The sequence below is a fragment of the Dokdonia sp. Asnod2-E02 genome, from assembly GCF_045063915.1.
Lineage (GTDB): Bacteria > Bacteroidota > Bacteroidia > Flavobacteriales > Flavobacteriaceae > Dokdonia.
This window is the reverse complement of the sequence record NZ_JBEFNX010000005.1, coordinates 1,846,560-1,868,458: the sequence shown is the minus strand read 5'-3', so window position 1 is coordinate 1,868,458 and position 21,899 is coordinate 1,846,560. Positions and strand designations below refer to the sequence as shown.

Annotated in this window: 15 protein-coding genes; 4 read left to right on the top strand and 11 right to left on the bottom strand. The window is 39.3% G+C overall.

The window, feature by feature from the left end; genetic code table 11:
• Nucleotides 1-36: 36 nt before the first annotated feature.
• Entirely contained in the window at nucleotides 37-615 is a 579-nt protein-coding gene (gene pdeM / locus ACJJVM_RS08470) for a ligase-associated DNA damage response endonuclease PdeM (protein ID WP_405211399.1), read from the bottom strand.
• A gap of 33 nt (nucleotides 616-648) precedes the next feature.
• Here pdeM and ACJJVM_RS08465 point away from each other — a divergent pair, with 33 nt between their 5' ends.
• The gene (locus tag ACJJVM_RS08465; RefSeq protein ID WP_405211398.1) at nucleotides 649-1,860 is read left to right on the top strand and encodes a lycopene cyclase family protein; all 1,212 of its coding nucleotides are present in this window, start codon (nucleotides 649-651) and stop codon (nucleotides 1,858-1,860) included.
• A 4-nt stretch (nucleotides 1,861-1,864) separates the two neighbouring features.
• Here the strand turns inward: ACJJVM_RS08465 and ACJJVM_RS08460 are convergent, their stop codons facing one another.
• Both ACJJVM_RS08460 and ACJJVM_RS08455 read right to left on the bottom strand, forming a co-directional pair.
• Nucleotides 1,865-2,536, bottom strand: coding sequence for a haloacid dehalogenase type II (locus tag ACJJVM_RS08460; RefSeq protein ID WP_405211397.1), 672 nt, complete (start codon nucleotides 2,534-2,536; stop codon nucleotides 1,865-1,867).
• A 62-nt stretch (nucleotides 2,537-2,598) separates the two neighbouring features.
• A complete protein-coding gene (locus ACJJVM_RS08455) occupies nucleotides 2,599-3,366 on the bottom strand; it encodes a TerB family tellurite resistance protein (protein WP_405211396.1) in 768 nt (255 codons plus the stop codon).
• Between the two features lie 197 nt (nucleotides 3,367-3,563).
• On the opposite strand from ACJJVM_RS08455, the gene ACJJVM_RS08450 reads away from it, so the two are divergent.
• Together ACJJVM_RS08450 and ACJJVM_RS08445 are read left to right on the top strand one after the other, a co-directional pair.
• Nucleotides 3,564-3,977 (top strand): BrxA/BrxB family bacilliredoxin, encoded by a 414-nt coding sequence (locus ACJJVM_RS08450; RefSeq protein WP_298349456.1) that lies wholly within the window; start codon nucleotides 3,564-3,566, stop codon nucleotides 3,975-3,977.
• A gap of 140 nt (nucleotides 3,978-4,117) precedes the next feature.
• The gene (locus tag ACJJVM_RS08445; protein ID WP_405211395.1) at nucleotides 4,118-4,774 is read left to right on the top strand and encodes an HD domain-containing protein; all 657 of its coding nucleotides are present in this window, start codon (nucleotides 4,118-4,120) and stop codon (nucleotides 4,772-4,774) included.
• A 73-nt stretch (nucleotides 4,775-4,847) separates the two neighbouring features.
• Here ACJJVM_RS08445 and ACJJVM_RS08440 read toward each other — a convergent pair whose 3' ends face one another.
• The 4 genes from ACJJVM_RS08440 to ACJJVM_RS08425 form a co-directional block, all read right to left on the bottom strand.
• A complete protein-coding gene (locus tag ACJJVM_RS08440) occupies nucleotides 4,848-6,776 on the bottom strand; it encodes a prolyl oligopeptidase family serine peptidase (protein WP_405211394.1) in 1,929 nt (642 codons plus the stop codon).
• A 196-nt stretch (nucleotides 6,777-6,972) separates the two neighbouring features.
• The gene (locus tag ACJJVM_RS08435) at nucleotides 6,973-10,878 is read right to left on the bottom strand and encodes a carboxypeptidase-like regulatory domain-containing protein (protein WP_405211392.1); all 3,906 of its coding nucleotides are present in this window, start codon (nucleotides 10,876-10,878) and stop codon (nucleotides 6,973-6,975) included.
• A complete protein-coding gene (locus tag ACJJVM_RS08430) occupies nucleotides 10,868-13,921 on the bottom strand; it encodes a carboxypeptidase-like regulatory domain-containing protein (RefSeq protein ID WP_405211391.1) in 3,054 nt (1,017 codons plus the stop codon). Before ACJJVM_RS08430 ends, ACJJVM_RS08435 begins: the two co-directional genes overlap by 11 nt.
• A 141-nt stretch (nucleotides 13,922-14,062) precedes the next feature.
• Nucleotides 14,063-16,516 carry a TonB-dependent receptor plug domain-containing protein gene (locus ACJJVM_RS08425; protein WP_405211390.1) on the bottom strand — a complete coding sequence of 818 codons (2,454 nt, stop codon included), beginning with the start codon at nucleotides 16,514-16,516 and terminating at the stop codon, nucleotides 14,063-14,065.
• 208 nt (nucleotides 16,517-16,724) lie between these two features.
• On the opposite strand from ACJJVM_RS08425, the gene ACJJVM_RS08420 reads away from it, so the two are divergent.
• Nucleotides 16,725-18,137, top strand: coding sequence for a Gfo/Idh/MocA family protein (locus ACJJVM_RS08420; RefSeq protein ID WP_405211389.1), 1,413 nt, complete (start codon nucleotides 16,725-16,727; stop codon nucleotides 18,135-18,137).
• A gap of 64 nt (nucleotides 18,138-18,201) precedes the next feature.
• On the opposite strand, the gene ACJJVM_RS08415 is transcribed toward ACJJVM_RS08420, so the two are convergent.
• The 4 genes from ACJJVM_RS08415 to ACJJVM_RS08400 form a co-directional block, all read right to left on the bottom strand.
• Nucleotides 18,202-18,972 carry an enoyl-CoA hydratase/isomerase family protein gene (locus ACJJVM_RS08415; protein ID WP_298349476.1) on the bottom strand — a complete coding sequence of 257 codons (771 nt, stop codon included), beginning with the start codon at nucleotides 18,970-18,972 and terminating at the stop codon, nucleotides 18,202-18,204.
• Between the two features lie 62 nt (nucleotides 18,973-19,034).
• Nucleotides 19,035-20,435: a PAS domain-containing sensor histidine kinase gene (locus tag ACJJVM_RS08410; RefSeq protein WP_298572858.1), complete on the bottom strand. Its 1,401-nt coding sequence runs from the start codon at nucleotides 20,433-20,435 to the stop codon at nucleotides 19,035-19,037.
• Nucleotides 20,436-20,482: 47 nt separating this feature from the next.
• Nucleotides 20,483-21,034 (bottom strand): CopD family protein, encoded by a 552-nt coding sequence (locus tag ACJJVM_RS08405; RefSeq protein WP_298349483.1) that lies wholly within the window; start codon nucleotides 21,032-21,034, stop codon nucleotides 20,483-20,485.
• An 81-nt stretch (nucleotides 21,035-21,115) separates the two neighbouring features.
• Nucleotides 21,116-21,784: an outer membrane beta-barrel protein gene (locus ACJJVM_RS08400; RefSeq protein WP_299148684.1), complete on the bottom strand. Its 669-nt coding sequence runs from the start codon at nucleotides 21,782-21,784 to the stop codon at nucleotides 21,116-21,118.
• Between the last annotated feature and the right edge of the window lie 115 nt (nucleotides 21,785-21,899).

Sequence of the window (21,899 nt, the reverse complement as noted above, 5' to 3'; positions counted from 1 at the left end):
CGTGGAAAGACTTGCTGTATTAACATAATCACAAATCTATTCAACAAGAATCACCTCCTCTGGAGTTACGACAAATACCTCATCACCAGCCTCTGGCTCAAGTATGTAGTTACCTGTAAACTCTCCAAAGGCAGGTAAAATAAGTTGGTTCTCTTTTTTAAAGAAACAAGGTAACTTCATTACTTGCCTTCCTAAACCCTTTAGTCTAACCCCAGGGTGTATGTGGCCACAAAAATTAAAATACCCCTCACGCTCCTCAGGGATGTGAGTGAGCAAAAATTTATCAATCACTCGCTCATCAAACATTTTTATACCTAATTGCTCAAAGCGCTCAGGATTTATGATGTCGTGATTACCGGTAACGAGTGTAATCTGAGCTGCTTGAGCATTGACCCATTTTTCAAAATAAAGCCATTCTATATTTATTGCCGAGTGAAAAAGATCTCCCAAAAAACAAACCTCCTTGGGGTCACAGCAAGAAATAGCCTCGTCTAGTAATTCAAAATTCTTGAGTATAGCTTCTTGCGGTACCGCGCTACCGTGTTTTCTAAAATGAGCCACCTTGCCTAAGTGTACATCTGCAATAAAAAGAATCTCTTGTTCCTCCCAGAACATTGTGCCCGTAGGTAAGAGTGTAAATATGTTGTTATGAATGCTCGTTTTTGTCACCTTACAAAGATACAGCACTCCATCTTTTACACGTATCTTTATCACGTGCAAACTCACTACGATTATATCATTCTAGGCGCTGGCCTTTCCGGACTTACTACTGCCTTGCGTATGGCAAGAGATCCCTTTTTTTCAAAAAAGAGTATTGCCATCATAGACCAAGACCTTAATAAAAGTAATGACCGCACTTGGTGCTTCTGGGAGATAAAACCTTCTATCTATGAAGCAATCGTTTCTTATACCTGGCCTTCGGTTTTAATAAAAGGTGAGGGAGTGCATAGTCATATCGACATTGCGCCTTACGCGTATAAAAAGATAGAAAGCGCTGGTTTGTACGCTTTCGCGAAAGCGGAATTATCGCAACATAGCAATATCACGTTTATAGAAGCATCTGTTAGCACTATAACCACACTAGATGGGAAAGTAACAGTAACTACAGACATAGGGGCATTTGAAAGTCCTGCGGTACTTAATAGCATTTATAAACCCAGCCTGCTCAAAGAGCAAACGCAAGCTGTTGTACTACAGCAACATTTTATAGGATGGTTTGTGAAGACCGAAAAACCTGTTTTTGACCCAAAACAGGCTACATATATGGATTTTAGCATTCCTCAGGAGGGAAATTGTAGATTTATATACGTTTTACCTACATCTACTACAGAGGCACTTTTAGAGTACACCCTGTTTTCTGAAAAACTCCTCTCTAAAACGGAATATGAAAATGCTATCAAAACTTATCTCAAAAATCTAGGTGTAGACAACTATGAGATTATAGATCGTGAGCAAGGAAGCATCCCTATGACTACCTATGATTTTACACAGCACAACACACCGCACGTACTATACATAGGAACTGCAGGAGGCTGGACAAAGGCGAGTACAGGGTACACATTTACCCACACGCTCAAAAAATCAAAGGATCTCATCACTTTTTTAAAAACCGACAGCACGTTTACAACCTATAGTCTTAAAAACAGGTGGCGCTTTTATGATGCGGTATTACTAGAAGTACTGGCAAAGCATAACGAGCAAGGTGCCTCAATTTTTACCAGAATGTTTAAAAAGGGAAAAGCTTCTCATATTTTTAGATTTCTAGATGAAGAGTCATCCCTCGCAGATGAATTAAAGGTGGTGTTAAGCGCTCCGAAAATTCCCTTTATCAAAGCAGCTTTAAAGGTTGTTTTTAAATAGTGAATTACTTGATTACACTTGCTAGTTGGCTCAAATCATCTACCACATAATTTGCCTCTGGCACAAGAGGATATTGCTGTTTACCAGGTCTATTTATAAAAGCGGTTTGCATACCTACGCTTTGCGCTCCGGCAATATCCCAGCCGTGTGCAGCAATCATCATTGCATTTTCGGGTAGTACACCCATAGTAGTCATTGCCCAGTTATATACTTCTGGGGCTGGTTTAAATTTTTGAACGGGCTCACAACTAAGCAAGGTGTCAAAACAATCTACAATACCCGCAAATTCTAGTTTTTCTTCAAGGCCTTTTTGTGAAGAGTTAGTGAGCGCTACAAGTCTAAAACCTTGTTCTCTTAATGCTAGCAGCGATGTTCTTACCTCGCTATAAGGCTTAAGCGTTTTAAAGGGTTTTATTACAGCAGCTTCTGCTTGCTGTTTTGTGAGTGTGATATCATTACCAGCAGCTACCATCTGTAGTGCGGCTACGCCTATCTCGCCAAAATCTTTATAAGCCTCAATCGTATTTGCCACGAGTGAGTAATGCAATAAGGTGCTAAACCATAGCGAGACGAGCTCTCCTCTATCATCTAGTGCAGTGGTGATTTTTTCTTTTAAGAAACTAAGATCAAGAAGTGTCTCATTTACATCAAAAAATAGGGTAGATGGCTTTTTCATTATGTCTTTTTAAACAAAGTTAAGCAGCCACAACGCAAAGAACTCTTAAAGAAATAGTAAGATTACATACCGCGTTCCTTCTGGATTTGCTCGTAAGCCTCTTGTACATTACGGAATTTTTCTTCGGCGCCGGCTCTGTAGGCTTCGTCCATATCCATAAGTTTATCTGGGTGGTATTTTTTTACCATTGTTCTAAAGGCTTTCTTTACCTCATCATTACTAACAGATTTATCTATCTCTAAGATTTTATAGGCACTGTCTGCTTTCTTAACAAACATATTTTTTATACTCTCAAAATCTTGATGATTTATTCTAAAATATCCAGCAATAGTACCTAGTACGTTTACCTCTGGCTGGCTCACGTGACCATCTGCTTGTGCAATACCAAATAAGAAGTGTAAAATTTGTAATCGTACCTCATAGCGAGTACGACTATTGAGATAGGTACATATACGCGTGGCAGAGACCTCCCTATCCTTTATTACTGTGTTAAAGGTTCTAAACGTAGCATTTGCACGTTCCTTACCATACGCTCTTACAAAGTATTGTCTAGCGTAGTCTAGCTCGTTCTGACTTACCTTCCCGTCTGCCTTAATGACTATAGAAGCAAGCGACAGCAAGTTGAGCTCAAAATCTCCTGGAGAAACACTTTGCTGTGTAGCTTGTTCAAAAACGGTTTTAAAACGCTGGCCTGTACTACCGCCTTGACCCGTTTTTTTACCCTGGTCCATAAACATATCTACAGCACTACCTAGAAAGTATCCTATTACAGCTCCAAAAAATCCACGTCCCAAAAAGTAACCTACTACAGCACCTATATATTTAATCATACTTACATTCTATTCTTATCCCGCAAATTTACGGGTTCTAACCATTAGACGTGAGGACTATTTAATTGTTACGCCATCCCGCCATACTTACCGCCTCCTCTGTATGTCTATAATCAGACTGTGTAATAATCTGCCATTTTTTCCGTCTTATTATCAAGGTATGCTTTTTGTATATTTGTACTCAAAATAAATTGATTATGTATCCACCAGATTTAGTAAAACCAATGCGTGAAGACCTTACCAGAAATGGCTTCACAGAATTACATACAACAGAAGACGTACAAGCTGCAATGAAAAAAGAAGGTACAACCCTTATGGTTGTAAACTCTGTTTGTGGTTGTGCTGCTCGTAACGCCCGTCCAGCGGCTGTACACGCAGTTCTTAATGGTAAGAAGCCAGATAACATCTATACTGTATTTGCAGGAGTAGATGGAGAGGCTACAGATCTTGCTCGTTCTTTTATGGTACCTTTTCCTCCATCTAGCCCATCTATGGCACTTTTTAAAGACGGAGAGCTAGTACATATGATAGAGCGTCACCACATTGAAGGAAGACCTGCAGAGATGATTGCAGAAAACCTTATGGATGCTTTTGAAGAGCACGCAAGCTAGTACAACACTTCTTGTAACAATACGAAGACCGCTTTTATAGAGCGGTCTTTTTTTATACACGCTTTCGCGAAAGCAGACTTGTTACTCTCCATAAATCTCACGAACTTTAATCCATCTTTATAGCATTATTAAATTATAGTATGAGCCAACAGCAAACTCTTATAGAAAACACCATCACCTTTGTAAAAGCAACCCTAGCAAATGCCGAAGGTGGTCACGACTGGTTTCATATAGAACGTGTTTATAACAATGCAATGCACATTGCAAAAGGTGAGCCTGTAGATGAGCTCGTAGTTGCATTAGGAGCCTTGCTACACGATATTGCAGACTCAAAATTTTTTAACGGAGATGAAACCGTTGCGCCAAAAATGGCAACCGAGTTTCTTATAAGTCAAAACTGTGACAGCGCCGTTATAGAGCACGTGGTACAGATTATAAAAAATATCTCTTTTAAAGGCGGTAATAAGGCCCAAGAGTTTACCTCGCCAGAGCTAGATGTTGTGCAAGATGCAGACAGGCTAGATGCTATAGGTGCCATAGGCATTGCTCGTACGTTTAACTATGGCGGTTTTAAAAACCGCAAACTGTATGACCCAGAGGTCAAACCACAGTTAGATATGACTGTAGATGAGTATAAAAAGAGTACCGCTCCTACTATCAATCATTTTTATGAGAAACTACTCTTACTCAAAGACCGTATGAACACAAAGACCGGAAAAAAAATTGCCCAAAAACGTCACGCTTATATGGAAGGTTTTCTGGAGCAATTCTACCTTGAGTGGGAGGGTTCAAAATAAACCTAGCGAGCATTTAATAAAAAAGCCCTAAGCATTATAAGTGCTTAGGGCTTTTTAACTCTTACTAAAATATTTATTTAAGATGCGTTGCAAAGAAGCCCATCATCGCTTTATACAGCTCTAGAGTGTTTTCTTCTTTACCAAAGCCGTGGCCTTCATCATACTTTACCATATAAGGCACCTCAACCCCTCGTGCTCGTAGCTGTGCTACTATTTGGTCTGCCTCATCTATATTAACCCTAGGGTCATTTGCTCCCTGTACCACAAAAAGAGGTTTTACAATTTTATCTACGTGTAGTGCAGGAGATACCTCATCCATTATTTTCTTCTCATCTGGCTTGTTTGGGTTATACCAGATGGTATGTAGCATATCACGGTACTTCTCCCAGTAAGCCGGTATCGTACCCATAAAGGTGTGCAAATTACTCACCCCTACATAGTCTACACCACAGGCATATTTTTCTGGTGTTTTGGTCATACCACGCAGCACGGCATAGCCACCGTGACTTGCGCCATAAATGGCTACTTTATCTTTATCTATTGCTCCTAGGCTTACCACATAATCTACACCATCTTCTACATCATCCATCGCTTTGCGGCCTATCTGGCCAAAACCAGAGGTATAAAACTCCTTACCATACCCTCCAGAAATTCTAAAGTTTACGTGCAACGTCGCATAGCCACGACTAGCAAAAAGTTGTGCCTCTGCATTAAAACCCCAACTATCACGTATACCCTGAGGCCCACCGTGAGGATTTACAATCATAGGCACTTTTTCTCCCTTTTTGATATCATTAGGCAAGGTGAGATACCCGTGTAAGGTCACACCATCTCTACTGGTAAAAGTGATAGGCTCCATAGCAGCCATATCTTCCTCCTCCAGTTGTGGGAGTATTTTATAAAGTAAGGTAACTGTATCCTTTTCTACATCATATAAATGATACTCACCTATAATGCGGTCACTAGTTACTACGACCATCATTTTATGCTCATCGTCTGTTCTTCCTACTACATAAAAATCTTTGTCGCCAAAATCTTTTTGTAACCGTGCCTGCACTTTTTTATAAGTTTCACTTACAGGCACTATGACTGCCTTCTCACCGTTATGTGAGTAGTAATCAATCTCGTAATTGCGCTTTCGCGAAAGCGTAATCCCGCTCACATCATACGTATCATCTCTATACATTGTCTCGAGCACCTTATTTGCCTTTAAGTCGTAACGTTGTATTTCTGTCTTATCTGTCTCGAAATTTGAGATTACATATGCCGCATCTGGATTATCTGAAGCATAATCAAACCGAATAATACCAAAGGACTCTCCAAAGGGAACTTCCATTATTTTTTTGAACTCGCCTTCTACGTTATAGAAGAGCTCCATATCGACACCGTTTATAATTTTTGAGATGGCTCTTAGGTTTCCATCTTTGTCAAAATCGTATCCAGCCACAGGGTTATCTCCTTCCTTTACGGCATACAGCTTCTCTATAGCACCCGTTTTAATGTTGAGTTTATAAGGCTCTTCTTGCGCAGGATTATCCTTATTCATCTGCACAATAACGTGGTCTTTATCTTCTTTGAGCGTGGCAAGTACGCCTACACGCACATTATCAAAAGGCGTGAGCTCCTCATTACCACTACCATCTAAGTTTACGCCAAAGAGGTGGTAATTTTCATCACCGCCCTTATCTTGAGAATAGACTATTCTATCTGGGCTCGCCCAGAAGTAGCTACGTATTAGATCTTCTTGCTGCTCTACAAGCAATAGCTCCTCTTGAGTGGTTGTGTTTTTTAAAAACAAATCACGTTTACCGCCATCACGACGCTTCATATACGAGAGATAATTTCCGTCTGGAGAAAGTTTAAAAGCGTACGCCTCTGGCGTCTGAAAGTAATCTTCTACTTTGTATTTAAAATCACCATCTTCCTGAGCGATAAGTTTTGCAAGATTTGCTGCGGTAGATGGGAGTGCTGTATTACCTGGTAGTGTTTTTTCTGTCTTCATTAAATCTGTTTGGTATAAGGTATCAAGATATGTAGACACCTAAGATTTGTTCTTCTTTAAGAACAACAAGATACTCGATTTTAAAATGCTTAGCTGTTATAAAAATCTTATTTTCTAGCATTAAGAAGTGTGCTCGTATAAGCATACAAAAAGCCCTCAAAAGAGGGCTTTACAATATAAAATTATGACTTAGGGTTTACATCGTCACTTTACCAAGTGTCACTTTATCCACCTGCTTAAATAGTTTTATAACACGTACCTCCTTTGTTTCTTTTGGAGTCCCATAATTGCGGTATACGGTGTATTTTAAAAATGGAGGTAATACATAATCACCCTCATTGCCTAGATACTGTACATTAATTAACCACTCTCCAGCAGGAGCGTCATCTATAATAAACTCTTCGGTCTGAAAACCTTCCTTTTGTTCGCCTTTAAGGCGGTCTCTGGTTTCTTCTAGCGTGTGTGTCCACTTAAAGAACTTCTTTTGTGGGTTTACAAACTGAAACTCAAAAGGAACCGACTTGTCAGACCAATCTATGGTCATACGCATATCTACCTTAAAGTCTGTGCGTAGCCACTCATTAGGCAATCTACTATAATCTATTTTATCTTTATGTAATGCAACTAGACGGCTCAACTCACTGCGCAGTGGCTTCTCTAAGCCGTTAAAGTTTACGCCCATTATTTGCTCTCCCAGCATATTTATGTACAACTCAAGTGCCTTATCATACTGCTCATCATTTTGATAAGACAGTGCTAGATCTCGATAAGACTGAGACTCACTTGGAGCAATTTTTGCAATGCGCTCATTTACAAGCACGATATTTCCCGTATCATTTACTAGTTCATATAGATATGACAGTGTACGTAGTGCCTTTGTATTATTACGAGCGATATAGGCAAGGTCTGAGCGCACCTCATCTGCAAGTTTTGGGTCTATGGTTTGAAAATACTGTGCGGCATCTACATAATACTCCAGTGGTGACTCTTGGGTACGAGACAACTTCTTGTAAAGTGCAAATTGCTGTTGCGGGGTTCCGCTTTCGCGAAAGCGTAAAATATACGAAGGCAATGCGGTGTCTATACTACCAGTAACATCACCCGTATACTCGTTACCAGAAACTAGAGCGCTCTGTTTATTTTTGGCAGCCTTTGCCTCAAAATTTGCTTCTTTGGTTTTTATAAGAAAAGCCCCTCCTGCTGCAAGCGACCCATAACGAGAGGTTGCGACCACAGATTTAAGTACCGAGATATTGTCTATCTGGTTTACATCCAAAAATGATGGAGGGTCTTGATATGGAGTTCCATTTACAATCCATATAGGAGGTACTTCGTTTGTAATAGATTGCGAGCCGCCACGTATTTTATAAGTAGTTACTTGGCCTGTGAGTAGACCACTGTTTACCGTCACGCCACTTACCTTACCCTTTATGAGCTGGTCTAGGCTGGTGTACCCAGCACTATAATTTCTTGTACTAATCTCTCCTGTGGCATAGCCTATTTTATCACCACTGGTTTTACCATAAGCTGTCTCTACCGTGTTATCTACGCGCTCACGCCCTTCTAGCACGACCTCATCTAGGTCATTGCTTTTTGAAGTTAAGGTAATAGCACCCATATCTTGAGTTTCTATCAACACCTCTTTTGTAAACATAGCCGGTGCACTCACTACAAGGACATCATCTATAGCTGCGGTGATGGTAAAACGGCCATTTGCATCTGTATATACCTCGTTAAAGGTGCCTTTTTTTGTGATTGCAGCTCCCTTTAAAGGTTTTGCTCCTGAGGTTATTACTCCCGTCACTTGTACCGCAGTAGCAGAGCGGTCTTTTACCTCTTCTGTATAATCATTACCGGTTACAAGGGCAGATTTAGGTTTCGGTTGTTGTCTTGCGCCAAAAGAATTAAGAGTTGTAATAACTATAACACCATTTACAGCCTCAGGACCATATTTAATAGACGCCGAAAGCCCCGGAATTACTTCTATCATATCGATAGTATTTGGATCTAAGAAATTGAAAATTTCTTGATCTTTTATTGAACCGTCTACAACGACTGCATAAGGCTTAGCAAACCCTCCACTTCCTGTTCTAGTGTTTAGAATCACTTGATTAGGGTATAACCCGGTAACAAATGTACCTGGGGTCTTACCTCCAATTAATCTAATAACATCTGTATACCCTTTGTTTTCAAATTCTTCTCTTAGTATTAAATGAGACGTATATCCTTTGCCTAACTGCAACGAATCTTTTAAAGCATAAAGTTCACCTCTTTTAGAAACTTTAGTAGATAATACTACTTCATCTAGTGTATCACTATTAGGTAACAACGCTACAGCATACTGCTTCTCATCTGTAACCGCAATCTCCTTTGTAAACATCCCTAGGCTAGAGATAATGAGGATATCTCCGTTTTTTGCTGTGAGCTCAAAAGTGCCATCTGCCTTTGTGTAAGCAATATCTAGGGAGCCCTTACGTACAACTTCTGCGCCTTGTAAGGGGCCGTTGGGACTTGTAACCACACCCGTCACTTGTGCCGCAGTAGTAGAGCGGTCTTTTACCTCTTCTGTATAATTATTACCGGTTACAAGGGCTGTATTTTTAATAGCATCTTTTCTATAACTCTTTGTAGTTACCAGTACTTGTAAGCCTCGGTCTCCTTCTCCTCCATATTTAATATTTGTAGAAAGTGGGTTGTCTTTTATAATTACAGAGAGAATCTCATTATCTGGAATATATAATGGTATAGGTTGTCCTTGTCTCACCATTTTCCCATTTACAATCCAATTAGGTCTCTTACCAAAAATGGTGACTACCTCACCCCTTTCTGTATAACTAACCTGTACACCTTTAAAATTCTTTCTTAATACGCGTTCTAAACTTTGTCCATCTGGTGTGATATCTTTATCTGTAATATAAAAATCTCCTAAGCTCGTTATGCCTCCTGGCATATTAGGCTCATTTGTACCTTCTATAATTTTATCACCTGCAAAAATTTTCTCACGACTTGCAGTAAGCACCACCTCCTCTAGTTGATCACTACTAGGTAGCATTTTTATATCATAATTATTTTGCTCTTGTACCGCTACTGCCTTAGGAAACATCCCTAGCGCTTGTACAAGTAGTATATCTCCAGCTGCTGCTTCTACTTGAAAAACACCATTTGCATCTGTAGTATATTCTTTTAAATCTCCTTTTACTACGATGGTTGCTCCTTGTAATGGTTTCCCCAGGCTTTTTACGGTTCCAGATATTTTTTGAGTAAGTGACGTTATCTCACCAGAATATATGCGGTTTGTGCGATTTACTGTTGGGGTTACATTCTCAACAACTGGTGTTTGAGCAACTGCTTTTTTTACAGTGCCAGAAGTATACTTAGCCAGTGCAGCGAGGTATTGCTGGCCTTCGGTAGTTTGTACTGTGGTATATGGTACAACTGGAATATCTTGATCTGCATTAAATTTACCATAGTTAGGCACTCCATTTGAGAGTAATAAAACGGCATCTGCACCTTCTAGACTTAGTATGCTATAATTAGACGGAGCATTATAGGTTTGCTGGGTTACGCTTTCGCGAAAGCGGTCCATATCTCCATCCCACTTTTTCCAAACCTCCGTTCTTATGATATCCTTATTAAACACCTCAAGGGTAACCTTAGGATAATTAAGAGCTGCCAAATATTGTTTTACAAAAGCAAGTTCTTTATTGAGGTTGCGATCTTGCATACCCTCAGAGATATCCCAAAATATCTTGAGATGTGTAATTGCTGGGGTTTCTTGTGGTGAGCCCTTTTCTAAAACAATAGCGCTAGATCTATTGAGCAAGGCTCTCACATCTGTCGCGTTTAAGTGTATGGTTTCAAAACCTGGTGCAGATACGATGAGCTGATCTGTGTCTGACAGGGTCTCGTGATATTTCTTATAAGAAAAGGCTCCTTGAGCATTGCTCGTGACTCCCACGCCTTGATTTGTGACACCTATTTTTGCATTTTCAATAGGCGTTTTTGACCCCGCGGCGACCACGGTTCCTCTAAAAATGGTTTGTGCATTAAGCGATAAGCTTGCCAGCAATAGGCAGGTAATGATGTATACATTAGTTCTCATAGTTTGATGAATTGATGATGAAATTATCTATTGTCACTTTGCTAGTGATTTGAGCTAGCGGGATGATTTTTACTTTTTTCTTTTCTGTGTCTGTCGCATAATCCTCATAGCTGGTGTAGGTAAGGAAAGGTGTGGTCTTAGTAATCGCTGAGTCTGCAACGTAATTAAGGTTAATTATCCAATTGCCTTGTGATAGATCATCTAGCTCAAACTCTTTTACAAGAGTCCCTGTCCTGAGTTGTGAAGCCATTACTTCTTGATTTTTATACATTGTATGATCCCAAGTAAAAAATTTACCTTCTGGATTTACAAATTGTATTTCAAACTGAGCAGATGGATCTGACCACTCAAACACGAGACGTCTCTTTTTTGAAAAAGAGACATCAAGAAGTGACTGTGGTAAATCTGTAAATGACACCTTAGACTTATGCATTTTTACAAGTCTTCTTAGTTCATTTTCGGCTGTTTCTTGAATGCTTTCAAAGTTGACTCCCTCAAGTTGATTTGCTAGAATAGTTTTATACTCCTCAAAAGCAGCTTGATAATCACCGTTACTATCATATGCTTGTGCAAGATCTAGATATGACTGCACATCACGAGGTGCTATGCTTTTTATATGCTTTACTACAGACACTACTTTATCATCTAGTCCTAACTCTTGAAGTGCAAAAGTAGCCGTACGCAATGCTTGTTTATTTTCTGGTGCAACAGCGATAATACTGGTAACAATGCGCTCTGCAAACTGTGCGTCTAGATCTTTAAAGTAATTATAAGCATCCATATAAAATGAGATGCCAGGGTTAGTACGTCTTTTAAGGAGATTAAAATACACTTCTTTACTACCCTCTAGACTTGACCCTTGCTGTAATGCTTTATAGGTATTAGAAACTACACGAGCGTTTTCAAAAACTGGTACCTGCTCTGTATAGGTATTACCCGTTGCTAGTGCAGATGCCTTTTTCTTTGCCGCCTTTGTGGTTGTGTTACCCGTCTTTGTTTTAATCTCTATAACACCTCCAGCAGCGATACTACCATAAAGTGTTGTTGCAATAAGAGATGAATTTGTATTTATAGATTTTACATTTTGCATATCTAATTGTGGGAGCTCTGTAGCATCTGTTTGATTATAGATAACGCCATCTATAACTATAATAGGTGGTTGTGGTGTTTCGATAGAGTTATAAAATGTTCTCGGAAAGATGTAGACTTCCTTACGGGTAAAAACGTCTAGTCTTACCTCTACGCCTGCCTCTCTTCGTAATACTTGCCCCAGTGTTGTATACTTTGCTGTGATTTCTTTCTCATCTATGAGGTTGTTTTTGTAGCCTACGGCATCTTCATTGCGTAAACCTTGCGTAGTTTGTACTAGCACCTCTTCTTGTTTCTTTGAAGTCAGAATCACCTCATCTAGCACATCATAGGTCGCAATCATTTTTACATTATTCCTGCCTCTTTCTCCTACTTTTATGGCTTGGTTTTCCATACCAGGAAATGAAATTTCTAATATATCTCCAGGGGTTGCAGCAATGCGATATGACCCATTTACGTCTGTCTCTACGGTTCTAAAAGAGTTTTGCAATGTCACTTTTGCGCCCTGTAGTTTTATTTCTCCTTGTTTGCCTTGATAACTTACCCCACCCGAAGCAAAAGAAGTGGGTAACTCCTGTACAGGTCGATCTTCTATAAAGTGCGTATATCTTTTTATAAGGTCTTTCTTATCCTCTAGTGAGGCATCAAGAAAATCGCCATCTGTAAATAGAGCCAGGTCCTCAAGACTCTTTTTATTTGCATCATAGTTACTCGAAATAACAAATACAGGGCAGGGAAAGCTAGGTGTTATTTTAGAAATCACTGTTTGTCCTTGAGTTACTAAAATGACAGCGGCATTCTCTTTTAATTCTGGCCTAGTGAGGTTTTCAAAGTTTGCAGATCCCACGTAGGCCGTGTTTTTAAGATATGATATTATGGGTGCGGCCTTCCCTTTATGCATATAAAAGGTTTTTGTCTCTTCATAACCTTGAGAAAATTTTATCACATCTACCTGAGCTTCTTTTGTCTTTTTGAGGAGATCACTCACTAGTGCTATCTCACTTTCAAGGTTTCTATTTTTATGCACTGTAGATGCGTCCCAGTAGAGTGTAATCATACTTGGAATATCCCTTTTTTCTGGACCACTCCCTTTACGTGCTGGGTTTGAAACGTCAAGTCTAAACGCCATAGCGGTATTCTCTACTGGCTTAAAGTGATCTTGGCTTTTGTAACGTATGAAGGAAGTACCCTTACTCATACTACCCGCTAGTGAGAAGCCTATCTGTCTTCCATATACCTTTAGGAGTTCTATACCCACAATGATATTACTGTGCACATAGATTCCATAATCTTCAAGAGGTATAGAGACTAGACCTTGTTTTGTAGATATGGTGTGTTTTATACTTTGTGATAAGAGATTTTGCCCCACAAGGCCGTAGTGATTTACATCATACACATTTACACGCACAAGGAGACTGTCTGCCCCATTTTCTAAAACCTTAAACTGGAGGTTGTGAAGTTTTGTGTTTTTACGACGTATTTTAATTTTAGTAGTAATCTCTCCTCCTAGTCCTTCTACATCTTTCCAGTACCCTATAATTCGGTCGTCATAATCTAGATCACCTACGGTACTTTTAGTTCGTTTTGTTTCTCCTACTATGACCTCATCTAGGCTATATGGTTTCGCTTTAAGCGAAATAAAAAAATCTTTTCCTACCTGCTTAAGCACATCATTTTTTGAAAATATTTGTGGCTCATAACCTATTACAGACACCTGAAATTTATCTGTAGCCAAAAGTAAACCTGGCGCAAAGCTGAGGCTAAAATTACCGTCAACATCAGATACAGTTCCTATAGCTGCACCCACAAAGCCTATGTTTGCAAACTCTACTGCTCTTTTGGTTTTATTATCTACAATTTTTCCCTTTACGGTAACGCGAGATCCATATTGCGCATAAGAAGTGCTTAAAAATGTAAGAACTAAGAAAATAAAGCAAATGTACTTTTTAATCATCTGTTTGGTTTTTAGATAATTAAAGATACTTAAATGTCGGCGTTGTAGGGTATAACCGATAAAGGCTTACTTTTTTTAAAGCAAGCCTTTTTTGAAAGATATATCTTACAATTTTAAGATATCGGTATATGTGATGTGATTTTATAAGTTTATTCTACCCAGAGACACCTTGTCTCTTTGCTCAAATAGCTTTACAACCTTTACTTCTTTAGTTTCTTTTGAAGTTCCGTAGTTTCTATATACCGTGTACTTTAAGTAAGGAGGTATGGCAAAGGTGGCCTCTTCTCCTAGGTACTGTACGTTTACAATCCACTCACCGGCTTTTGCGTCATCTATAACAAACTCCTCAAACTGGAATCCCATTTTACGCTCCTTAAGTAATCGCTCTTTATTATCAAATAAGGTGTGATCCCACGTGTAAAATTTCTTCTTAGGGTTTACAAACTGGAAAATAAATGGAGCATCTTGCTCAGACCAGTTTATGACTAACCTGATGTCCATTTCAAGATCATTAGTGAGCCACTCGTTAGGTAGCCTGTTAAATTCGATTTTATCTTTATGTAGTGCGACAAGGTGTCTCAACTCGTTACCTAGAGGTCCTTCTATTTCAGAAAAATCTACCCCTAGTATGCGCTCTCCTAGCATATTAATGTATAGCTCTAGCGCTTTATTATAATCACCGCTTAAGGTGTATGCTAGTGCCAGATCACGATATGATTGTGCCTCTCTAGGTACTAGTGCTACGATGCGCTCACTTACTTGTGCATTACGTTTATAAGAGCCAGCGGCTTCATATAAGTAACTAAGTATGCGCAGTGCCTTTACGTTTTCTCCAGCCACCTCTGCAAGTTGAAGACGTATAAGCTCTGCTTTTGCGGGTGCTATTTTTTGAAAATACTCTGCATTATCTGCATAAAATGAAACCGAATTCTTAAAGTTCTTTGAAAGCGCTTGATACTTTTTATACTTTGCAGCTACAGTAGATTCTTTATCAAGTGCTGTAATATAAGGTGAAGTTTCAACCACCATATCTGCTAGTGTCTCACTGTAATCATTTCCTTTTACTAGGGCTTGATCTACATTACCCTTACCTTTTACTGCATCAGGATTTGCAGCCTTTGTTTTTACTAGAAAAGCACCTCCACTAGCAATTGTACCGTATCGTACTGTTGCAATTGCAGATTTTAAAATAGTAATACTTTTAATATTTTGAGGGTCGAGATAATACGGTACGCCAGAAAATGGTGCTCCGTCTATTACCCATAGAGGAGGTAGCTCATTATTAATAGACATATTACCACCACGTATTAAAAACTTCTCGCTACCAGGAGGTCCAAGTACTTGTACGCCTGCAAAATTACCGCGTATTGCATCACCCAGAAATGTTGCACTAGGTCTTATATTTTCTGCCGTAATCGTATTTACTGCATAACCTACAGATTCTTTTGTTTTTGCAACACCGTTTCCTGCGTCTACTTTCTTTTCTTTAGACTTAGCATTACCAGTAAGTAACACCTCATCAAGCATATCTGCTTGTGGTATCATTTCCACCTGTATGACTGGATCTTTTGCAACCAAGACATCTTTAGGATACATTCCTAAATATCTTATTTGAAGTACATCACCCTCTACGGCAGGTATATTAAAAGTCCCATCTGCTTTAGTAAGATACTCGTTAAGCGTACCTCTTAAAGAAACCGCGGCACCTTGTATAGGTCCATTTGTACTAGACACAATTCCTTTTACTGTTGCTTGTGCTTTACTAAAATCTGCCTTCTTAAAAACACCACCTGCATTTATACGTGCTATAGCCTTATCTGGATTTGTAGAAAAAAGAGGAATATAAGACCCATTATAAAATGAGGCATCTGCCATCATACTCTCGTGATTTGCAGTGGCAACCGTATTTACCGTATATAAACGGCTTGTGCGCGGTAACTCAATGTTTCCAAAACTTTGCTCTCCATCAGACACTACAATAGCAACATCAGTATTACTTCCATCTATAAGCGAGTAATCTGTCGCTCCAGTGTACTTAATATTTTTTATTATTTCGCTTAAAGCGAAAGTACCATCTGCCGCGGCTGTGATTTTTTTATCTAAAACAACCTTATCATTAAAAGCTACAAAACGAACGACTGGCGACGAAAGTGTTGCTAGGTAGGCATTAACAAAATCTATAGCCTTATTACTATTTTGGCTCTTTGCCGAAGCAGAAACATCCCAAAAAATAACTATATCCTTTGCTTCATTAAGAGGTTTTACATCTTTAGAAACACCAGGCTTTAAATAAATGGTACTCGTGATATTATATAAATTACGAAGATCATCACCAGAAATACTTACTGACTCATATCCTTTTGCAGAGATAACAAGTTCACTATCTGGAGAAACGACTTGGTCGTATTTTCTGTATAGAAATCTACCATTGGTTCCAGAGGTGACACCGGCACCTTGACCAGACACACCCACTTTTGCCACAATAGGCTTTTTTGAGCCTTCCTCAAGGACTACACCTCTAAAAACCGTTTGAGAATAAGAATAAAAACTTAGTAGTGATACTAAGAGCGTAAAAATTAAACGAAAATGATTCATTTTATTGATTAATTGATGAAGTGCAAATATGACAGTAAATAGTCTTTTATGTAACAACCGAACACGTTAAAAATTAGTTAACAATTAGTCCAAAAACACTATTAACCAATGTCATATAGTAATACCTCATATATAAATGAATCAATTAAGTGGTTTACATCTATTAAAATGATTTTAATATCTTTAGTGAGCATAAAACTTAAACCCTATGAAACGTCGTTCTTTTCTTCAAAAATCTGCTGCAGCAAGTGCGGCTTTTACAATTGTCCCGAGCTTTGTCTTGGGTGGTAATCACGTTGCTCCATCAGACACGTTATACATAGGGGCCATAGGTGTGGGCGGTCGTGGTGGCGGCGTTGTAAACGAGCTTACCCAGTATGGTAAGGTAAAATTTGTTGCCCTATGTGATGTAGATGATAATCGCGGTGCAGCCAGTTATAAGATGCATCCTAAAGCAAAGACGTATAGAGATTTTAGAAAACTCTATGATAACCATATTAAAGATATAGATGCCATAATGGTGGGTACTCCAGATCATACACACGCTACCATATCCATACCCTTTATGCGTGAAAATAAACACGCCTATGTAGAGAAGCCTCTTACTCATAATATTTATGAAGCTAGGCTTATGGCGCAAGTGGCAAAAGAGCAGGGTATTGTGACTCAAATGGGTAATCAAGGCGCCTCAAGCGATGGTATAAGAACCGCACAAGAGTGGATAAACGCAGGGGTTATAGGTACCGTCTCTCGTGTAGATTGCTGGACAAACAGACCTGTGTGGCCACAAGGGTTTAAGCATATTACAGAAGGACAACCTATCCCAAAAAACCTAGATTGGGACTTATGGCTAGGCCCAGCTAGTTACAGACCCTATAATGAAAACTACCTGCCTTTTAAGTGGCGTGGCTTTTGGGATTTTGGTACAGGAGCAATGGGTGATATGGGTTGCCATATTATGGAAACTCCATTTAAAGCACTAGAACTTGGTTTTCCTTATGAAGCAGAGGCTAGTTGTACCACTATATGGTCTGGAGATTTTGTAGAGGCAGATTATCCAGAAGCCTGCCCTCCTAGTTCTATTGTAAGACTTAAGTTTAAGTCACCTACGCAAGGTGATGTGGGTCTTAACTGGTATGATGGCGGTATTATGCCCGATCTACCAAGCGAACTAGGCGAAGGTGAAACACCAGGTAAAGACGGCGGCGGAAGCATCTTTTATGGTAGTGATGGTATTATGATAACAGACACCTATAGCGGCAACCCTCGCTTATTACCTAGCGAGCGTATGAAAGATATGGCGGCAGTGCCGCAAACTATAAAAAGAGTGACCACCGGTCACGCAGGTGAGTGGGTAGAAGCTTGTATAAATGGAGGTAGCACCTCATCACCATTTTCTTATGGCGGGCCACTTACAGAGGCTGTTTTAATGGGGAATCTTGCTATAAAAGCATACCAAAAGAAAGAATTTAAACCTGGCAAAAAGTCTGGGGACTGGGATCCATATAACTACCCTGGGCGTCGCACCATTAAGTGGGATGGAGATAATATGCGCGTTACTAACTATGAAGAGGCAAATGCCTGGGTAAAACGTGAGTATCGAAAAGGATGGGAGATCTAAAAAATAAAAAAGGCTGTAACCAAATGGTTACAGCCTTTTTTATTATCATATAGTTTTACCTGACTTAAAACTCAGCCTTTCTTTTTTCTAGAAATGCCGTGGTTCCTTCGGTGAAGTCTTCTGTGCCAAAACACCCGCCAAATTCTTCTATCTCTGTATCAAACCCATCTACACCATTTTCATAACCTGCATTTACAGCATTAATAGCTGCGGCAATTGCCATAGGTGAGTTACGCATAATCTTTCCGCCTAGTTTATTTGCTAGAGGCACTAATTCTTCTTGTGCTGTGATGTGATTTATAAGTCCGTACTCAAGTGCCGTATTTGCATCTATCATTCCGGCAGTCATAATCATCTCCATCGCACGCCCTTTACCTACTAGTTGCGGTAAGCGTTGTGTACCTCCATAACCTGGTATCACACCTAGACTCACCTCTGGAAGCCCCATACGAGCATTATCACTAGCGATTCTAAAATGTGCTGCCATTGCCAGTTCTAGACCGCCTCCCAGTGCAAAACCGTTTACGGCTGCTATGACTGGGGTACCCATTTCGGCAACGTAGTCAAAAAGTAATTCTTGTCCCTTTCTTGCAAGCTCTGCACCTTGCTCTTCAGAGAAGTTTGCAAATTCAGAAATGTCTGCTCCTGCTACAAATGCCTTCTCTCCAGATCCGGTAATGATCACAACGCGTACTCCTGTATCTTCTTCCGCTTTCGCGAAAGCGGTATGAAGCTCCTCTATAGTCTCCTTGTTAAGAGCGTTAAGTTTTGAAGGTCTATTTATCGTGATAGTCGTGATGCTATCTGAAGTTTCTGAAAGTATGTTATTGTACATAGCTATAAGTTAGTTTATGAAAGTCTTTTTTATACGCCAAAAAATGTGACGCTTATACTTAATTATTTTGGGAAGATGACTCTAAAAACTGTGCCGTCTCCCTCTTGTGTTGTAAAGGTAATTGTTCCTTTATAGGTCTCCACAATATTTTTTACCATTGCGAGACCCAGTCCCATACCACTCGTTTTGGTTGTAAATTTTGGCTCAAAGATCATAGGTAAATTATCTTCAGAAATACCCGTCCCGTTATCTGTCACAGTTATTTCTACTTGTGTATCTAGGTCGTTTACCTCAACTAAAATTTTTGGGTTTTCTGTTGTTTTTGTGGCTTGCACCGCGTTTTTTACCAAGTTTGTTACCACTCTAATAAGTTGTGTACGGTCAAAATTTGCAAAAATCTCCTCTTTCGCAGAAGCGAAATCTATATAACGCTCATTAAAAATATCTACAGAGAGCTTTACGATATTAGGCACATTAAGAATCTCGCTTTGCTGTGCTGGCATATCTGCAAAGTTTGAGAAAGCACTCGCTATGCTGCTCATAGTATCTATTTGCTGTATGAGGGTACTGCTATATTCTTTTATCTTCTGGTTAACTTCGGGATCTTCTGGGTCAAACCTACGCTCAAAGCTCTGTACCGTGAGACGCATAGGCGTGAGTGGATTTTTGATCTCGTGAGCTACTTGCTTTGCCATCTCTCTCCAGGCGGCCTCACGCTCGTTTTGCGCGAGTTTTGCAGCACTGCCCTCAAGTTGGTCTATCATCCCGTTATAAGCGTTTACGAGGGTTGTGAGCTCAGAAGGGAGCTCTGTGGTATCAATTTTCTCGTTGCGCTTATCTAGTTGGGTTTCTTTTATATTATCCTCTACCGTTTTAAGCGTTTTTGTAATATACCTCGCCAGAAAATAAGCGAGTAAAATTGCGGTTAATACCATAAGGATATTTACCACCACCAGACGCCACAATATCTCCCTGAGTTCCTTATTAATAAAAGCCTCACTGTCTTCATACTGAATCTCAAGTATGGCGAGTGGCCTATATTTAGGGTCATTTATATAGCTATAAGAGAGTTGTTGAGACACCTCACCATCCAGCTGATTTACATATCGTTTTTCTTCAGATTTTTCTAAGTTTTCTAAAGTCTCAAGACATAATTTCTTTTGCGCAGGACTATCAAATAATTGATCTGTAGACGAGATAAGAGGCTCCCCATCTAGATCATACATTGTGAGATTCTCACCCTGTATACTTGCGATTTCATATATTTTCTCCTTAAAGATATACGGTATTCTATCTGTCTTGAGCTCCCAGCTGGTATTATCTAATACAAAGTCTATGGTTTTCTTTATAGAAGACTCTTTACGTTCTAATCGTTCCTCATTATAGTCTCTTATTTGCTCTTTGTATTGAAAGTAAGTGACAGCGGCAATCATCAAGAAGGCAATCAATACCAATGCAAGCATTGAGGTAAAGATTTTTGTGCCGAGGGATGTACGATTAAAAGTGAGCATTAGGCATCTGGATTTTTATCTTGTATTTTCTTATACAGTTTTATGCCTAGCATCAATAATACTGCCAGACCTACAAGACCTAACATTCCAAAAATCCAATTGGTTGTGCTTTTTGTGACTGCTAGAAAAACAACCGCAAAAAGTATAAGCGTTGCTCCTTCATTCCAAAGGCGCATTTGTCTAGAAGTATATTTAAAAGTACCTGCTTGAAATGTCTTGTGTATACGCCAGGTTTTCCAATGATATAAAAACAACAACACAATAAAAGCAAGTTTAATATGCATCCACGGGGCACTAAAAAGCCCTGGATTAATATAAAACATCAAACTCCCAAAAATCACCGTGAGCACCATAGAAGGCCCTGTAATTATCTTCCAAAGGCGATGTGCCATTAAGCCCAATTGCTTACCAAGTATCTCTTTATCTGGTGATGGTTTTTCACTAGCTTCTACTTGATATACAAAAAGACGTGGCATATAAAATAAGCCAGCAAACCAAGTGACCACAAAAATGATGTGTAGGGATTTGAAATAAAGGTAGTATTCTGCCATAATGGTAAAGATACGAAGCAAGACAAAACAATAAAGGCGCAGAATTTCTTCTGCGCCTTTTAAAAAATTTACTTCTCTATGTTAGAAAAAGATACTTAGTCCTCCAGTTATACCCAAATTAGATGTGGTAAACTTAGCGTCAAAATCATCATCTGGATCTTTATTTGTTCTATTAGTATAAGCCGTTTCTACGTTAATAGCGATTGTTTTATTTAAGAAAAACGCTACTCCAGCACCCGCAGACCACATAAAGGTGCGATCTTTCTGTTCAAAACTCTGAAATACAATATCTGAATCACCACTACTAATAACTGCACTAGTGCCGTCCAATTTTGAATATCCAATACCGGTACTTGCAGACACGTAAGGTCTTATTTTAGAGTTACCCACGTCAAAGTAATAACTTGCAAAAGGCCCTGCATTAAAACTTGATGATGTGTTTTCATTATTACCATCCTCATCTTCATTTTTAAATCTCGATATACCTGTTTGCACACCAAGCGCTAAGTTGTCAATGATGAAATAACCTACTTTCCCCTCCAGCACAAATGTATTAGTCTTGTCTTCACTTACAGTATCCCCATCAAATTCATAAGAAGTTTTTGAGAAATTAAGGCCTCCGTTTGTAGACCCACCTAATAATAGTCTGCCCTTTCTTGTAAAATTTTCTCCACTATCGGCCTCTTGAGCATTAAGGCTCATTGCAAAGAGGAATAAACAGAGTCCAGTAATTGTTTTAAGTTTTGTCATTTTTTTGATTTATTAATGAATGAATATTTTGATATAGATGACAATTTACAGAATAGGTTGGTTAAGAAAATCACAAAAAAAAGGCGCAGAATTTCTTCTGCGCCTTTCTAATAAG